This is a genomic window from Undibacterium sp. Dicai25W, from assembly GCF_049340505.1.
GTDB lineage: Bacteria > Pseudomonadota > Gammaproteobacteria > Burkholderiales > Burkholderiaceae_D > Undibacterium > Undibacterium jejuense.
Genome location: NZ_JBMPOQ010000003.1, coordinates 106,204 through 121,777, shown reverse-complemented (window position 1 = coordinate 121,777; position 15,574 = coordinate 106,204). Strand labels below are relative to the sequence as shown.

13 protein-coding genes are annotated in these 15,574 nt (G+C 46.8%); 7 read left to right on the top strand and 6 right to left on the bottom strand.

The window, feature by feature from the left end:
* The first annotated feature begins 22 nt into the window (after window positions 1-22).
* Entirely contained in the window at window positions 23-1,333 is a 1,311-nt protein-coding gene (argA, locus tag ACO0KY_RS05335; protein WP_186914142.1) for an amino-acid N-acetyltransferase, read from the top strand.
* Window positions 1,334-1,419: 86 nt separating this feature from the next.
* Complete coding sequence (locus ACO0KY_RS05330; protein WP_186914141.1) at window positions 1,420-1,692, top strand: oxidative damage protection protein; 273 nt, start codon at window positions 1,420-1,422, stop codon at window positions 1,690-1,692.
* Between the two features lie 61 nt (window positions 1,693-1,753).
* On the opposite strand, the gene rpiA is transcribed toward ACO0KY_RS05330, so the two are convergent.
* Both rpiA and ACO0KY_RS05320 read right to left on the bottom strand, forming a co-directional pair.
* Window positions 1,754-2,425, bottom strand: coding sequence for a ribose-5-phosphate isomerase RpiA (gene rpiA / locus ACO0KY_RS05325; RefSeq protein ID WP_423044748.1), 672 nt, complete (start codon window positions 2,423-2,425; stop codon window positions 1,754-1,756).
* A 96-nt stretch (window positions 2,426-2,521) separates the two neighbouring features.
* Complete coding sequence (locus ACO0KY_RS05320; RefSeq protein ID WP_423044747.1) at window positions 2,522-3,529, bottom strand: serine/threonine protein kinase; 1,008 nt, start codon at window positions 3,527-3,529, stop codon at window positions 2,522-2,524.
* Between the two features lie 132 nt (window positions 3,530-3,661).
* On the opposite strand from ACO0KY_RS05320, the gene ACO0KY_RS05315 reads away from it, so the two are divergent.
* Together ACO0KY_RS05315 and ACO0KY_RS05310 are read left to right on the top strand one after the other, a co-directional pair.
* Complete coding sequence (locus ACO0KY_RS05315) at window positions 3,662-4,363, top strand: UPF0149 family protein (protein ID WP_186913635.1); 702 nt, start codon at window positions 3,662-3,664, stop codon at window positions 4,361-4,363.
* 205 nt (window positions 4,364-4,568) lie between these two features.
* Window positions 4,569-4,820 (top strand): acyl-CoA-binding protein, encoded by a 252-nt coding sequence (locus tag ACO0KY_RS05310; RefSeq protein ID WP_186913634.1) that lies wholly within the window; start codon window positions 4,569-4,571, stop codon window positions 4,818-4,820.
* On the opposite strand, the gene ACO0KY_RS05305 is transcribed toward ACO0KY_RS05310, so the two are convergent.
* Window positions 4,812-5,780, bottom strand: coding sequence for a 2-hydroxyacid dehydrogenase (locus ACO0KY_RS05305; RefSeq protein ID WP_423044746.1), 969 nt, complete (start codon window positions 5,778-5,780; stop codon window positions 4,812-4,814). The two genes, ACO0KY_RS05310 and ACO0KY_RS05305, sit on opposite strands and share 9 nt — an antisense overlap.
* Window positions 5,781-6,168: 388 nt before the next feature.
* Between ACO0KY_RS05305 and fdxA the strand changes: the two genes are divergently transcribed.
* Together fdxA and ACO0KY_RS05295 are read left to right on the top strand one after the other, a co-directional pair.
* Complete coding sequence (gene fdxA / locus ACO0KY_RS05300; RefSeq protein WP_186913632.1) at window positions 6,169-6,492, top strand: ferredoxin FdxA; 324 nt, start codon at window positions 6,169-6,171, stop codon at window positions 6,490-6,492.
* A 97-nt stretch (window positions 6,493-6,589) separates the two neighbouring features.
* Entirely contained in the window at window positions 6,590-7,660 is a 1,071-nt protein-coding gene (locus ACO0KY_RS05295) for an NAD(P)/FAD-dependent oxidoreductase (RefSeq protein ID WP_186913631.1), read from the top strand.
* Window positions 7,661-7,966: 306 nt separating this feature from the next.
* Here the strand turns inward: ACO0KY_RS05295 and ACO0KY_RS05290 are convergent, their stop codons facing one another.
* The 3 genes from ACO0KY_RS05290 to ACO0KY_RS05280 form a co-directional block, all read right to left on the bottom strand.
* Window positions 7,967-8,188, bottom strand: a complete 222-nt coding sequence (locus ACO0KY_RS05290) for a DUF7661 family protein (RefSeq protein WP_186913630.1) — start codon at window positions 8,186-8,188, stop codon at window positions 7,967-7,969.
* A 234-nt stretch (window positions 8,189-8,422) separates the two neighbouring features.
* The gene (locus ACO0KY_RS05285) at window positions 8,423-9,580 is read right to left on the bottom strand and encodes a response regulator (protein ID WP_423044745.1); all 1,158 of its coding nucleotides are present in this window, start codon (window positions 9,578-9,580) and stop codon (window positions 8,423-8,425) included.
* Between the two features lie 56 nt (window positions 9,581-9,636).
* Window positions 9,637-13,935: a response regulator gene (locus ACO0KY_RS05280; RefSeq protein WP_423044744.1), complete on the bottom strand. Its 4,299-nt coding sequence runs from the start codon at window positions 13,933-13,935 to the stop codon at window positions 9,637-9,639.
* A 352-nt stretch (window positions 13,936-14,287) separates the two neighbouring features.
* On the opposite strand from ACO0KY_RS05280, the gene ACO0KY_RS05275 reads away from it, so the two are divergent.
* Window positions 14,288-15,523: a polyhydroxyalkanoate depolymerase gene (locus ACO0KY_RS05275; RefSeq protein WP_423044743.1), complete on the top strand. Its 1,236-nt coding sequence runs from the start codon at window positions 14,288-14,290 to the stop codon at window positions 15,521-15,523.
* Window positions 15,524-15,574 lie beyond the last annotated feature (51 nt).

The following is a 15,574-nucleotide window of genomic DNA, read 5'->3' as shown; positions in this document are numbered from 1 at the left end:
AGTCTCAGATTATAATAAGCGCATGGAAAATCCCGTTCAATTCGTTGATTGGCTGCGCTCGGTCGCGCCTTACATTCATGCCTTCCGTGGCAAGACTTTTGTGGTCGCCTTTCCGGGCGAACTGGTAATGGCTGGTGCCTTACCGGTATTGGCACAAGATTTGTCGCTATTGCATGCGCTTGGCATCAAAATCGTGATTGTGCACGGTTCAAGGCCACAGGTCGCTGAACAACTCGCGTTGCGGAATGTGGAAGGCCAGTTTCACAATGGCATTCGCATCACCGATACCGCTGCACTGGAATGCTCTAAAGAAGCGGCGGGTGAATTACGCCTCGATATCGAAGCTGCATTTAGTCAGGGTTTGCCAAATACGCCGATGGCGCATGCCGCTATCAGGATTATCTCTGGCAACTTTGTGACTGCCAAACCGATCGGCATCGTTGGCGGCGTTGACTTTGGCCTCACAGGCACAGCGCGTAAAGTTGCTTACGATACGATCCACAGAATTCTCGATGCTGGCAACCTGGTTTTGCTCGGACCTCTAGGTTTCTCACCGACCGGTGAAGCCTTCAATCTGACGATGGAAGACGTGGCAGTTTCAGCCGCGACCGCGTTACGCGCAGACAAACTGATCTTTATTTCAGAAACCCCGATGATGATCGATCAGGATGGCGATGAAATCCGTGAATTGTCGTTTATTCAGGCAGAGCAAGAGCTCAAAAAGAATTACCTGCCTCTGGATTCCGCGTTCTATCTGGAGCATGCGATCAAGGCATCACGCGGCGGCGTACCCCGGATACACATCGTGCCTTACGAGATGGATGGTTCCACCCTGTTGGAAGTATTTACCCATGACGGCGTTGGCACCATGGTGTCCTCCGAAAACCTCGAGAGTCTGCGCGAAGCAACCATTGAAGACGTCGGCGGCATTATTAAACTGATTGAACCGTTAGAAGCTGACGGCACCCTGGTCAAACGTGGACGCGAACTGATAGAACGAGAAATCAATTACTTCTCCGTCATCGAGCATGATGGCGTGATTTTTGGTTGCGCGGCACTGTACCCATTCCCGTTCGACAAAATGGCCGAAATGGCATGCCTGACGGTCAATCCTGATGTGCAAAGTCAAGGCGACGGCGAACGCATTCTCAAACACATGGAAAAGCGCGCACGCCGGGCAGGCTTCCACTCCCTATTTGTACTGACCACCCGCACCGAACACTGGTTCCTCAAGCGCGGTTTTGTCAAAGCTTCGGTCGATGATCTTCCTAAAGACAGACAAAAAATGTACAACTGGCAGCGTAAGTCTTTAGTGTTGATCAAACAGCTATGATCGATAGCGCATCCTTGAGAAATTGAATTTTGACTTATAATCCGTGCTGTTTTTAAGTATCTACAGATTGACTAAGGAGTATTACCATGGCCCGTATGGTCCACTGCATTAAATTAGACAAAGAAGCCGAAGGCTTGGACTTCCCTCCTTACCCAGGCGAATTGGGTAAAAAGATTTACGAAGGCGTGTCCAAAGAAGCATGGGCTGGCTGGATGAAGCACCAAACCATGTTAGTCAATGAAAACCGCCTGAATCTGGCAGACATTCGCGCCCGCAAATACCTGGCAACGCAAATGGAAAAACACTTTTTCGGTGACGGTGCGGATGCCGCTGCTGGTTACGTACCACCGACAGAATAAGAATTTGGTTTCTATTCAAAGAAATGCCCGCTGCTGCGGGCATTTTTATTTCGCGGTTAAATCAGAAACTTAGCGTCTTAACACCTTCAGGTGTACCCAGCAGACACACGTTCGCACCGTGACGTGCAAACAAGCCAACTGTAACAACGCCGACGATGTTATTGATCTCCGCTTCCAGTGCGACAGGGTCAGCGATTTGTAAGCCATGCACATCCAAAATCATATTGCCATTGTCTGTCAGCAATGGTTTGCCATCCTTCAAGCGCAAACGTGCTTCGCCGCCGATCGCATTGAGCTTACGTGCAACGACAGCGTGCGACATGGGGATGACTTCAACTGGCAATGGGAATTTACCCAGCATTTCTACCAATTTAGAGCCGTCAGCGATGCAAATAAATTTTTCTGCAACGGAGGCAACGATTTTTTCGCGAGTCAAGGCAGCACCACCACCTTTGATCATCGCGCCATGCGGTGTAATCTCATCCGCGCCGTCGATATACACAGGCATGGAACTAACATCGTTCAAATCCAACACAGTGATACCATGTCCGCGCAGACGTTCTGCGGTCGCTTCGGACGAAGCCACAGCTGCTTTGACCTTGTGCTTAATCTTCGCTAATTCATCAATGAAAAAATTAGCCGTTGAGCCGGTGCCAACACCGACAATTTCGCCCTCGACTACGTAGGCAATGGCCGCCTGGGCAACGGCTAGTTTCAATTCATCCTGTGTCATGGTGTGGCTCCTATTTGCATCAGATCAAAAAATTTCCGGTATTTTAACGGATAGAGGCATAAAGCCACAGCCTTTGCGACTAACTCAAGAGTTCAATCAGACTGGCCACAAGGGAGGTTCATCCATTAATGCTACTTGTTCACGCAATTCAAGGATGCGATCTTGCCAATAACGTTGAGTATTAAACCACGGGAATGCGGTGGTAAAAGCGGGATCCGTCCAGCGTTGCGCCAACCATGCCGAATAATGCAATAAACGCAAAGTTCGCAATGCTTCAACCAAATACAGTTGACGTGGCTCGAACTCAAAAAAGTCTTCATAGCCAACCAGAATATCCGTCAATTGACTTTGCATTTCCTGACGCGAGCCAGATAAAAGCATCCACAAATCCTGTATCCCCGGCCCCATGCGACTATCATCAAAATCAACAAAATGCGGTCCCGCCTGATCGCCAGCATCGAGCCACAGCACATTTCCCATGTGGCAATCACCATGCAATCGGATAAGCGCCACATCACCTGCCCTGTCATAGCAACGGGTAACGCCATCCAAAGCCTGCTGACTGACGCTCTGGTAAGCCTGCAAAAGATCAGGCGGTATGAAGTCATGCTGCAATAACCAGTTGCGCGGCTCTACACCGAAGGTGTTGATATCAATCGCAGGGCGATGCTGATAGGGCTTTATCGCACCAACAGCATGAATGCGACCGATAAAACGACCCAACCACTCCAGCGTCGCCGCATCGCCAATCTCTGGAGCGCGACCGCTTTGACGGGCAAACAAGGCAAATCGGTAGCCCAGAAATTGCCGCAAAGTTTCACCATTTACCCCCTCCAAGGCAGGCACCACAGGTATTTCCTGCGCCACCAGCTCCTGCACAAATTGATGTTCTTCCAAAATTGCCGCATCCGACCAGCGTTGCGGCCGATAAAACTTAGCAATCACTGGTGCCTGGTCATCCAGAGCAACCTGATAAACACGGTTTTCATAGCTATTAAGCGCCAATAAGCGTCCATCACAGTGCATGCCACAGCTATCAACGGCATCGAGCACCAATTCAGGCGATAAGCCTGCAAAAGATTCGGGGAGTATTTGTTCATTCATAGATAGAATTGTACGTGGTAATTGACACCCAAAATCAGAATCTGTCTGCATCAAAATGCGATAAAACGCGTTACAGCGCATCAACAAAGCGCTACACTTCCGGTATTTTCTTACTCATATTCAGGTTACACCATGCATTTAGACGAACCGCTCAGCGACAAAGAATTCAACGAACTCGACAAATTTTTAATGTCTGACCGTGTCGGCGACGATGGAATGACGATGGATGCCCTGCATGGCTACCTGACCGCCATCGCACTTGGCCCTGAAATGATTCCGATGAGCGAATGGCTGCCATTGGTCTGGGGCTTACCGGATGCCGCTGAACCAAAATTTAAAAATGAAAAAGAAATGCAACGCATCACGCAACTGATCGCGCGTTTCATGAATGAAATTCAGATTACTTTTGAAGTGGCACCACAAGAATTTGAACCACTATTTTGCGTGCTGGAACAAAACGGCAAAGAATTGATTGATGGCGAAACCTGGGCCTGGGGCTTCTGGGAAGGCATGCAATTGCGCGAAGAAGCCTGGGAAGCCGCATGGGAATCCGCAGAAATCGGTCCTTTGTTGCAGCCTATCTATTTGCTGGGCGCTGAAGAAATCGAAGAAGAAGAATTAAAATTTGTCGATACTCCAGAAAAGTGCCATGCATTGGCACTGTCACTTGAAGCGTCGATTCCAGCAATACGCCGCTTCTGGGCACCATTGCGTAAATCCGGCGTGACCACCGTGAAACGTGAAGCACCAAAAGTAGGACGCAATGACCCTTGTCCTTGCGGTAGTGGCAAAAAGTACAAAGCATGCTGCGGCGCTGAGCCGACGTTGCATTAATCAAAAACTCTCATTAGCTTTCGTAGGGCGGCTGCAAGCCGCGCTACGATGAGGTTTGCGCCGAATTGGTGGATTGCAACCGCCCTACTTGCCCCCAATCAAAAGCTGGAGGAAAACCTCTAGCATCAATATGGTGATTTAACCAAGAGTCGTGTTACTTTTTGAACCTTGGTATTTTTCAACCCAGACACAGTCGGAAATCACGATGAGCATTCAAGAACAATTCAACCTCGCCTTAGCAGAATCCAAAAACCTGCCAGAACGTCCTGACAACATGACGCTGCTGAAGATCTACGCTTTATTCAAACAAGGCAGCACCGGCGACGCCACTGGCGACCGCCCTGGCATGACCGATTTTGTTGGCCGTGCTAAATTTGACGCATGGGCAAATTTGAAAGGTACATCGCAGGAAGACGCGATGCAGCAGTACGTCGACCTGATTAACTCCTTAAAATAATTTCAACAAATTAGGCGGAGTCTGACCACTTAAGCCTGCAATCAGATTATCCGCCGCACATTTTGCCATTGCCCTGCGGGTTGCTTCCGAGGCGCTGGCGATGTGCGGGGTCAAAACCACGTTACTAAGACTCAAAAAATCCGGATGGAACTTCGGCTCGCTCTCAAATACGTCCAGACCCGCAGCAGCGATACGTTTGTCACGCAAAGCAGCAATCAAAGCAACATCATCGACAATACCGCCACGCGCCAGATTAATCAGCGTCGCTGTTGGCTTCATCATCGCTAACTCAGCCGCGCCTATCGTGTGATGCGAGGCGGCAGAATACGGCAGGATTAACATTAAATGATCTGCCTGACGCAAAACTTCTTCTTTGCTCGCGTACTGCGCGTGATTGGCATACGTTTCCTGCTCAGGACTCAGGCGCGAACGATTGTGATAGATCACTTTCATATTGAACCCCGTTGAGCGTCTGGCAATTGCCTGACCAATTCTGCCCATACCAATGATTCCCAGGGTAGAACCATGCAGATCCGCACCAAGGAAATAGTCATAGCGCCACTTGCTCCATTGGCCGTCACGCAACCAATGTTCTGATTCTGTAATGCGACGCGCCGCCGCCATCATTAAAGCCCAACCAAAATCTGCAGTCGTTTCATTTAAGACATCGGGCGTATTGCTTGCTAACACACCACATGCTGTCATCGCCGCCAGATCAAAGTTATCGTAACCAACAGCCATGTTGGCGACCATTTTCAAGTCTGGCAATTGCTGCAATAACTCACGACTGATGCGTGCGCTGGACGTGGTCAAAGCGCCAGCCTTACCTTTCAGGCGCTGCGTCAGTTCTTCCGGGCTAAAAACCACATCATCTTGATTTGATTCCACTTCAAAATGAGCAGACAAATACGTCAGTACGTCGGGAAATATGGCGCGGGCGACCAAAATTGCTGGTTTCATAAGTAATCCAAGAAAAAGTGTCTGGTAGTATCTGATATGTTGCTGACATCTTAACGTTAACGACACACTTATTTAACTCTCAGGGATAATTTGAAAAAATTTCATGTCTCAGCCAGTCGCGGCAAAACATCTTCACTGATGACGCTTGGTGATGCACATCAATGCAAACAGTGCCTTATCTGTCTATAATTCTCCCTGATCTTCCGGCTTCTCGTAGATGCACAAAAGCACTCCCAAGGGCGGGAATGTATTTGCTTATGCGCAAACTATATAAGCCCGATTTGTTAGAACTGTGAAATTGCCTTAAAATACAAGGCTTTGCAGCCCTAGCATGAGTTTTCTGCGATCTGGCTGTGCCAAAACCCCGAATTTTAAAGATTGGACTGTTATGACCCACGTTGTGACCGAATCCTGCATCCGCTGCCGCTATACCGATTGCGTGGATGTCTGCCCTGTGGACTGCTTCCGTGCTGGCCCGAATTTCCTGATCATCGATCCGGATGAATGTATCGACTGCGCTGTGTGCGTAGCAGAATGCCCGGCCAACGCCATCTTTGCTGAAGAAGACGTACCTGCCGATCAGCAGCAATTCATCAAAATCAATGCTGAATTGACGCGCAAATGGCCATCCATCACCAAAACTGTTGCGCCGCTGGCTGATGCAGACGATTGGAAAGACGTTAAAGACAAATTGCAATACCTGGAACGCTAATCGTTCTGCGCCGCATTAATTTGCGGCACTGCCACAATGGCAAGCGGGTGTGTTTTACCCAATCAATTTTAGGTAATATCAGGAAATATCTCGTCGTATGGAAAATAAACAAACTACTCAGGCAAACGGCGTCATTGAAGCCGATGCCGTCATCATCGGTGCCGGTCCGGTCGGCCTGTTTCAGGTGTTCGAATTAGGCTTGCTCGAAATCAAAGCACATGTGATCGATTCGCTGGCAGTAGTTGGCGGTCAATGCGTCGAGTTATATCCTGACAAGCCAATTTACGACATCCCAGCGGTTCCCGTCTGCACAGGCCAGGAACTGACAGACAATTTGTTAAAGCAAATTGAACCATTTGAACCGACTTTCCATTTGGGTCAGGAAGTAACGTTGGTTGAACGCCGTGATGATGGCCGTTTTGATCTGGAAACATCGACTGGCACACGCTTTATCACCAAAACCATTTTCATCGCTGCAGGCGTTGGCTCATTCCAACCACGTACTTTGAAGGTTGATGGCATTGAAGCGTTTGAAGGCTCACAAGTTTTCTACCGCGTCAAAGATCCGAGCCAGTTCCACGGCAAAAATCTGGTGATCTGCGGTGGTGGCGATTCCGCTTTGGACTGGGCTTTAAACCTGGTTGGTAAAGCAGAATCCGTCGTCCTGTTGCATCGTCGTGACGATTTCCGCGCTGCACCTGCATCTGTCGCCAAAATGAAAGAACTGTGCGACAACTACGAAATGCAGCTGACCATCGGTCAAGTGACTGGCATCGAAACCAAAGATGATATCCTGAGCGAAATCAAAGTTACTGGTGCCGATGGCGTTACCCGCCGCATGCCTTTGGATAACTTATTGGTATTCTTTGGCTTATCACCAAAACTCGGACCTATTGCTGAATGGGGTCTGGAAATTGAACGTAAGCAGTTAAAAGTCATGAACACTGAAAAGTTCGAAACCAATGTTCCTGGTATTTTTGCTGTAGGCGATATCAATACCTATCCAGGCAAAAAGAAATTGATTTTGTCCGGATTCCACGAAGCCGCTCTGGCCGCATTTGGTGCTGCACCGTACATTTTCCCTGAAAAGAAAATCCACATGCAGTACACCACAACATCACCAAAACTGCACAAAATCCTCGGCGTTGAAACACCAACGTTTGATTAATACCTCAACGATTACGAGTCGTCATCGCGAAGTTAAATCAAAAAAAGCGCAAAGAAATTTGCGCTTTTTTGTTTCTGCAGACAATTTTTAAAAAATTGCTTCGCACGATAATTCAAACAAAATTCCAAATATTTTTTACGGAATGTTCGATGAATTCAATTCAGCCTTGCGTTGATGCCACGCCCGATTCAAATGAGCATGGATATGCCCCAAGTCAATGTGTAAGTCGTATTCTCTAATTCTTCATTTTTTCTTCAACGATATTTATTGACGCGAATGTCAGTTCCTGGCCGGACATCGCCAGCGTTATGATGATATCTGTGTAGCGGTGCTATTCTTGGGCATCGCATTCTCATGGAACAGGTCCGCTAGATACTCACACAATTCCTCCTCCGCGATATCGTTGGGAACTATAAAATCAGCCGCACGCCGCTTACCATCGCTCCCAAGATAAAACGCTCTCCAAGCGCCGGGCGAACCGTCAACCATCACGAGTATGCCGAAAATATTAAATCGAAACTCTTTCATTTAAATTTCCTGTGAAAACCATTTGCTACTCTTGGCCGCATCCCGCCCTAAACGGTCAGTCGAGGTTCTACAAAACGTCAATCAAATTAACTCGTAACTAGTTCACTCAATACTTTACGGTCGTTGTTTTATATTTCTAAGGTAGACGAACAGCTCGATGTTGCTATCAAACTGATTACCTCATCAGGCATGAATTGAGTTTAAAGGAGATTGCGCAAAGCCACGATCCATGCATCAGTTGGCGTAGTAAGAGGACTCATTCATTGAAACAGCGCATATCTGTTTCAGCAAAGGCTCACGATAACTCTTGGCAATGAGGTCAAATTTATCGGCAACCTGCAAAAATGCATCCAATACATCAGGATCAAAATGCGAACTCCGGGCGTCGCGCATGATATTGATCGCTATCTGATGCTCAAACGCGGGCTCATACTCGCGTTCGGTGATCAGGGCGTCATACACGTCAGCGACGGCCATCAATCGCGCTGAGATGGGTATAGCGTCTCCAGTAAGTCCTTCCGGGTAACCGCTGCCATCCCATTTTTCGTGATGCGAGTACGTAATCTCCCGCGCAAAGCGTAAGAAATTATTGCTTTCACCAAGATAGCGTTCCAGCGACAAGATTGTTTCACGACCATATGAAGTGTGTTGCTTCATGATTTCAAACTCATCGGCCGTCAACTTACCTTGTTTAAGTAAAATTTTGTCCGGGATACCTACCTTACCAATGTCATGCAAGGGCGCAGATTTGAAGAGTAGTTCGATATTTTCGTTACTTAATTCTTGTTTAAAACGTGGATGCTGACTTAATTGACGTGCTAATACCATTACGTAATTTTGCGTACGACAAATATGATTGGCGGTTTCATTATCTCTGACCTCACCAAGCGACGCCATCGCCATGATGATCGCATCCTGCATTTTGCCTAACTTACTGGTACGATCCTGCACCAGACTTTCTAAGTACTTGTTCTGATTACGCAATAGGTGCTGTACGCGGATTAGATTCAATTGCGTCGCCACCCTTACCATCACGATCGATGGACTAATTGGCTTGCTGATATAGTCGACCGCACCGAGCAACAAGCCTTTTTCTTCATCTTGCGCCTGATTTTTTGCAGTCAGAAAAATAACCGGAATATCAACTGTCAGTAAATCGGATTTTAACCGGCGGCAAGTTTCATAGCCATCCATTTCTGGCATCATGACGTCAAGCAAAATCAAATCCGGCGCCGGTTGTTGCGCAGCAATTTGCAAAGCTTTAACACCGCTGGTGGCGATTTTTATTTTATATTGTTCCTTCAAGAGTCCTGATAACAGCGATATATTGTCCGGCGTATCATCGACAATCAGGATAACTTGCTTGGAAACTATTTCAGAATTCTGATCCATGTTTTACAAATAAAGGAATGGCATTTTACATCTGCGCATTAGCCATTCTTATACCCCTAATCAATAGCTTGCAAATTAACATCAAACCCGTGTGCCTTTGCTCCCCGGCGCAAATAGCTCAGGGCTGCATCGAAATCAAATTGTTTAGCCGCTCGCATCAATTGCTTGTGGGATTCAAGCCCCAAAGCCTGTACGATCAGATCACTCGACTCCATCAACACATCGACTGCCTCGCCATCGTATTCCGACAGCAAGGTTTCACACCTGGTTAAGGTCGCTTGCATTAAAGATCGTTCGGCGATTGGCGTTGCTTCCAAAGTAGCATCGACGATGGTATGGCTACGCTCACGTAACAAGGCTTTTTCAATTGAAAAAATCGTTGCTTGTAATTGCTTATGACACAAATCAAAACGTGAAATAATATCTCGCGCCTGTATAGAGGCATGCAAAAATGATTCGAGCTCTTCGGCTAACTGTCGCACATTTTTAGCCGCAATCAAAGCAGCAACTCCCTTCAGAGTATGGATGATACGCTCAGCTAACTGGACATCACCATCGACGAAAGCTGCCTGCGCTTTCATCACTGATTCACGTTGGTCTTCGCAAAAACGAGTGAGCAGTTCAAAATAAAGTTCGTAACTACCTAAAGTACGTTTTAAACCTTCATCGGTATCAACACCTTCGATGACCAAGGTATTAATCTCTTTGACCTCAGTAATTAACTCTCCCTGCAAATCTGAAACACGATCAGGACACCATTCGGTAATCGTTGAAAACAAGGCACCAGGCTCTATCGGCTTAGCAAGGTGAGCGTTCATCCCTGAAACCAGGCAACGCTTTCTCTCATCAACCATAGCGTGAGCGGTCATCGCGACAATAGGTAACTGCTGAAAACGTGCATCGCCGCGAATAATTGCCGTCGCTTCATGTCCATCGAGTTCGGGCATTTGCACATCCATAAAAACCAGAGAAAAATATTCTGGTGGATGACGGAAAATTTTATCAACGGCGACCTTGCCGTTCTCTGCTACCACCACCTGTATTCCGCTCGCCTCCATCAATTCGCGCGCAATTTGCTGATTGATTTCGTTATCTTCGACCAGCAATACACGTAAATTGGTATATTGCGGAATAGAAAATTCTTCTTTTTGCTTAGATTGTTGTTCCTGTTTGGAATATAACTCCGCAATACAAGCGTGAATTGCATTCGCACTTACTGGCTTACAAATAAAACCATCAGGAACGACATCCGCTCTGTGACTGACTTCATCACGGCCATGTACGCCAACCAAAACAAAGAAAGGCAAAGATCGCAGACTCTTGATGTTTTTTAATAAGCCAATCAGTGCCAGACCATCGATCTCGGGCATATCCAGATCGACAAACAACACGTCATATGGTTGATTGTGATCGCCCGCTTCCACTGCTTCTAACGCAACATTAGCGGTCAACGCGACATCGACGTGCGGTGTCAGGGCCAATAATTCTTCACGTAATACATTCGCGGCAAGTTGGTTATCGTCAACGACAAGAATACGCATGTCATCAACGGCCTGCGGCAAAGCAGGATGACTCTGCGTGGCATCACCAAGGCCGAACCATGCATGGAATCGTACCGATGTGCCGCTCCCCTCTTCGCTTTCCAAAAAAATTGTTCCACCCATCAACTCAACGACGCGCTTGGAGATAGATAAGCCAAGGCCTGTGCCGCCAAATTTTCTTGTCGTTGATTCATCTGCCTGACTGAATGGAACAAATAACTTCATCATTTGTTCACGCGACATACCAATACCTGTATCGCGCACTTCAAACGAAATCTTTACTCTGCCATTATTGATTTCAAGTTGCTCACAGCTAACCGAAATCTCTCCTCGTTCGGTGAATTTAACAGCGTTATTGACGAGGTTGATCAATACCTGGCCAAGTCGCAATGAGTCGCCACGCAAATGTCGAGGAACAGAGCGAGGGGTGCGAAAGACAAATTCCACGCCTTTTTCGTAAGCCTTGTCGGCAGTCATCGCTGAAATATTTTCCAGAACATCATCGAGATTAAATTCAGCATCCTCGATATTTAACTTACCCGCTTCAACCTTGGAAAAATCTAAAATATCGTTAATGATTCCCATCAACGACATGCCAGCATTGTGAATTTTTTCCAAATAATCTTTTTGTTTCGGGCTCAGTTCGGTTCGTAGTGCCAGATGTGCCATGCCGATAATCGCATTCATCGGCGTGCGGATTTCATGGCTCATGTTCGCCAGAAACATCGATTTCGCTTCGGTCGTTTCTTCTGCATGACGACGAGCAACTTCCGCTTCTTTTAATTCATTTTGCATCTGCAACGTCTGCAAACGAATTTGCTCGGCCATACTTTCTTTGAGTTGAGACTCCAGCAGCTTTCTCTGAGTAATATCGGACATAAAAGAAAGCGTTGCGGCATGACCTTCCCAGTCGATGAGCACCGTCGACAATTCAACCCAGATAATCTGTGCAGTTACTGGATGCAAAATACGGCAATGGAAGTACTGTTCAACTTCATCAACCTGAAGACAGCGTGCATTGAAGTCTTCGACCAACAATCGATCTTCAGAGAAAATAACATCGATGAATTTCTCATGCTCCATTTGTGCGCTGGCACATCCGGTCAACTGACAAGCGCGGGGATTAGCGAACACGATTCTGCCATTTTGTACGACCAAAATCCCTTCACTTGCATTATTGACCAATTGGCGATAGTGCTTTTCAGAGCGATTGAGATCAGCCTCTAACTGGCGGCGCGAAGAGATGTCCATGACCACCCATACGGTGCCGTGCGACAAATCATTTTTATCCACTGCGCGCCCTGAAAAATGGACCCAGAACATTTCACCGTTAGCGCGACGCATTTGCAGCTCGTTTTCATACGATTCGCCACGCCACACTGCTGCCCCCACTGCTTCGCCAGATAATAAATATTCTTCACGAGAAGCATAAAACTGCTCCAGAGACGCGCCGAGTATTTCTTTTCTATCGACGCCAAAGATCGCGCAAAGTGGCGAGTTAACCCACTGCACTCGCCCCTGATTATTCAAAAACACCATTCCAACGATAGAATTCTCAAGGATGGTTTCACGCTCGGCTAACATACGTTTGAGCTCATCATCAAGCGCTTTACGCTCACTGAGAGCCTCTTCTTCCAGACGGCGTGCCAGCTCTGCTTCTTTGAGTTCATTTTTGATGTGCAAGTTTTGCACATGGATGCGGGTCGCACGCCCCTGAACCTTGGTGTAAAGATCAAGGTAGCGCTGTTGCTCTTTAAATGCATCTTCCCATTTTTTTTCTTCTGAGAAGATTTCGACCAATTCTTTCATGGCACGCAAAGGTACATAAAAATAGCCAGTTTTTCCGCTTTCTTCGATGGCGCGCAATAAGTCAGCTACGGCATCAGAATAACGATGATGGCAATGATGCAGATAACCACTCACCCACCAGTTATAGGGTTTTAAATGTTTATCATCAAAACTATCAAGCGAATTCATCGCAATATTGCTAAGCTGATCAGCCTGGGTCAACTGTCCTTTTCTGGCCAAGGTATAGGCAGCAACAGAAAAACAAAAGGCACGACTCGCGGGGTCTGTATGCAATGCGGCACTGCCCTCACCGATGTACGCGGCAACCGCTGAATAGGCTTCGTCATATTTTTCCAACGCCAGCTTGCAAAGTGCCAACATCGTCGAAATAAATGGTGCTAACCAACGCTCGGTCGAAGCAACTGCAATCTGACGAGCGTCTTCGAGCAAATGTTCGGCATACTCAACGTTGCCGCTCATATAAAAAATTTCACCGAGATTTGCCAAGATCTGTGAAACTCGGTTGGGAATATTTAGGCGCCTTGCCTGATCAAGTGCTTTATAAAAGTGTCGCAATGCTTCTTCTGTATAACCCAACTCTTGCGATAAGATCGCCAACATGTTGAGAACAAGTACCGACAAACGATTATCGTGAGCAGGTAACAAAGGGAGGATTTTAGAATGACATAGTGAGTAAGCCTGCTCCGCCAAACCATGTTTACGCCAGACGGCAACAGTACCAAAATTAGCAAATGCCAGTCCTTCGTCATCACCCACCAATTCAAACATCGCGGCGGTACGTTCAAACTCAGGTTCCGCCAGGGCAAGATCGCCTTCGAAGAAATCTGCAAATGCCAAAAGCAATTCAGCAAAGGTACCTGACACTGGTAATCTGTGAGCGATTGCTTGTTGATGCATGTGCTTAGCCATTGTACGGCCTTCATCGGGATCATCCCGCATGAGGTCGAACGCAGTGAAACAGTTTTCACGCCATCCTGACTCTGACAGATTTAAACTACTAGTCATACCCCGGTACCTTTAATAATAGAACTGACGAAAAACTACCCCAGCAATGCGCTGGCAGAATGCCGGACAAATACTTATCAGCCCTTAGTAAGATAAAACTGCGACATATATCCTATCCAAGATATGTAAAAATTGCACTTTAATTAATCAATTTAACATTCATTTACATAGCAAAAGATATACGAGTGCAGCATAAAACACAAAAAATCTGTAACTGGTTTATGATGCGTTGCAATACATGCTTACAAAAGTTTTCAGATTAGCGTTTAGAAACCGTTAAAAAATATCAAAAAGTTAATCGTTAAGTTATTCAATAAGCCGGCTTCCCGTCTTTTTCAAGAAAGATGTCACCATGCTCTACCAACTCCATGAACTGAATCGCGCCTTTTTAAACCCATTAACTCAATGGGCAGAAGCGTCTTCTAAACTCTTTACCAATCCGATTTCACCACTAGCCCATTCTCCGTACGCACAAAGAATCGCGGCTGGCTACGAACTGATGTTCCGCCTAGGTAAAGACTACGAAAAACCAGCATTTGGAATTACAACGACTACCATTGACAAGCAAGTCGTTGAAATAGCGCAAACGACTGCGGTTATTAAACCTTTCTGCAAATTATTGCACTTCAGAAAGGTTTTGAGTGATAAAGATGCAGCAAAACTGAAACAACCCAAAGTCTTACTCGTCGCTCCCTTATCTGGCCATCATTCGACACTCCTCAGGGATACTGTACGCGGACTATTACCGCAACATGACGTATATATCACGGACTGGACCGATGCTCGTATGGTGCCACTATCTGAAGGCGAATTCCACTTGCACGACTATATCTACTATGTGCAAGATTTTATTCGTTTATTAGGGCCAGACGTCCACGTTATTTCAGTTTGTCAGCCTACTGTGCCTGTTTTGGCGGCGATTTCTTTGATGGCGACCGCCAAAGATCCGAAGTTGCCGAAAACAATGACTATGATGGGTGGGCCGATTGATCCCCGCAAATCGCCGACCCAAGTCAACAATCTTGCCACAGAGAAAAAATTCTCATGGTTTGAAAATACTGTGATTTACAGCGTCCCGGCCAATTACCCTGGCTATGGCCGTAAAGTTTATCCAGGCTTTCTGCAACATACTGGTTTTGTGGCAATGAATCCAGATCGCCATGCGCAAAGTCATTGGGACTACTACCAACACCTGATCAAAGGTGACGATGACTCTGCAGAACAACATCGCAAATTTTACGATGAATACAATGCAGTTCTGGATATGCCTGCTGATTATTACCTTGAAACGATTAAAACCGTGTTCCAGGAATTCCGTCTACCTATGGGTACCTGGGAAGTCGAAGGTAAGCTGGTTCGCCCTCAGGATATCAAAACAGTGGCTTTATTTACCGTCGAAGGTGAGCTCGATGATATTTCCGGCGCTGGTCAGACTCAGGCTGCGCACGATTTGTGTAGCAGCATCCCTGCCAACATGAAGCAAGACTTCGTAGCACCAGGTTGTGGTCACTACGGTATTTTTTCAGGCCGCCGCTGGCGCGACATTATTTGTCCAAAAATTGGCGAATTTATTAAACAGCACGCCTGATTTATTTGGATTTAGTTTTGCAGGAGAAGACCGCTTTCTCAGGAAAGCGGT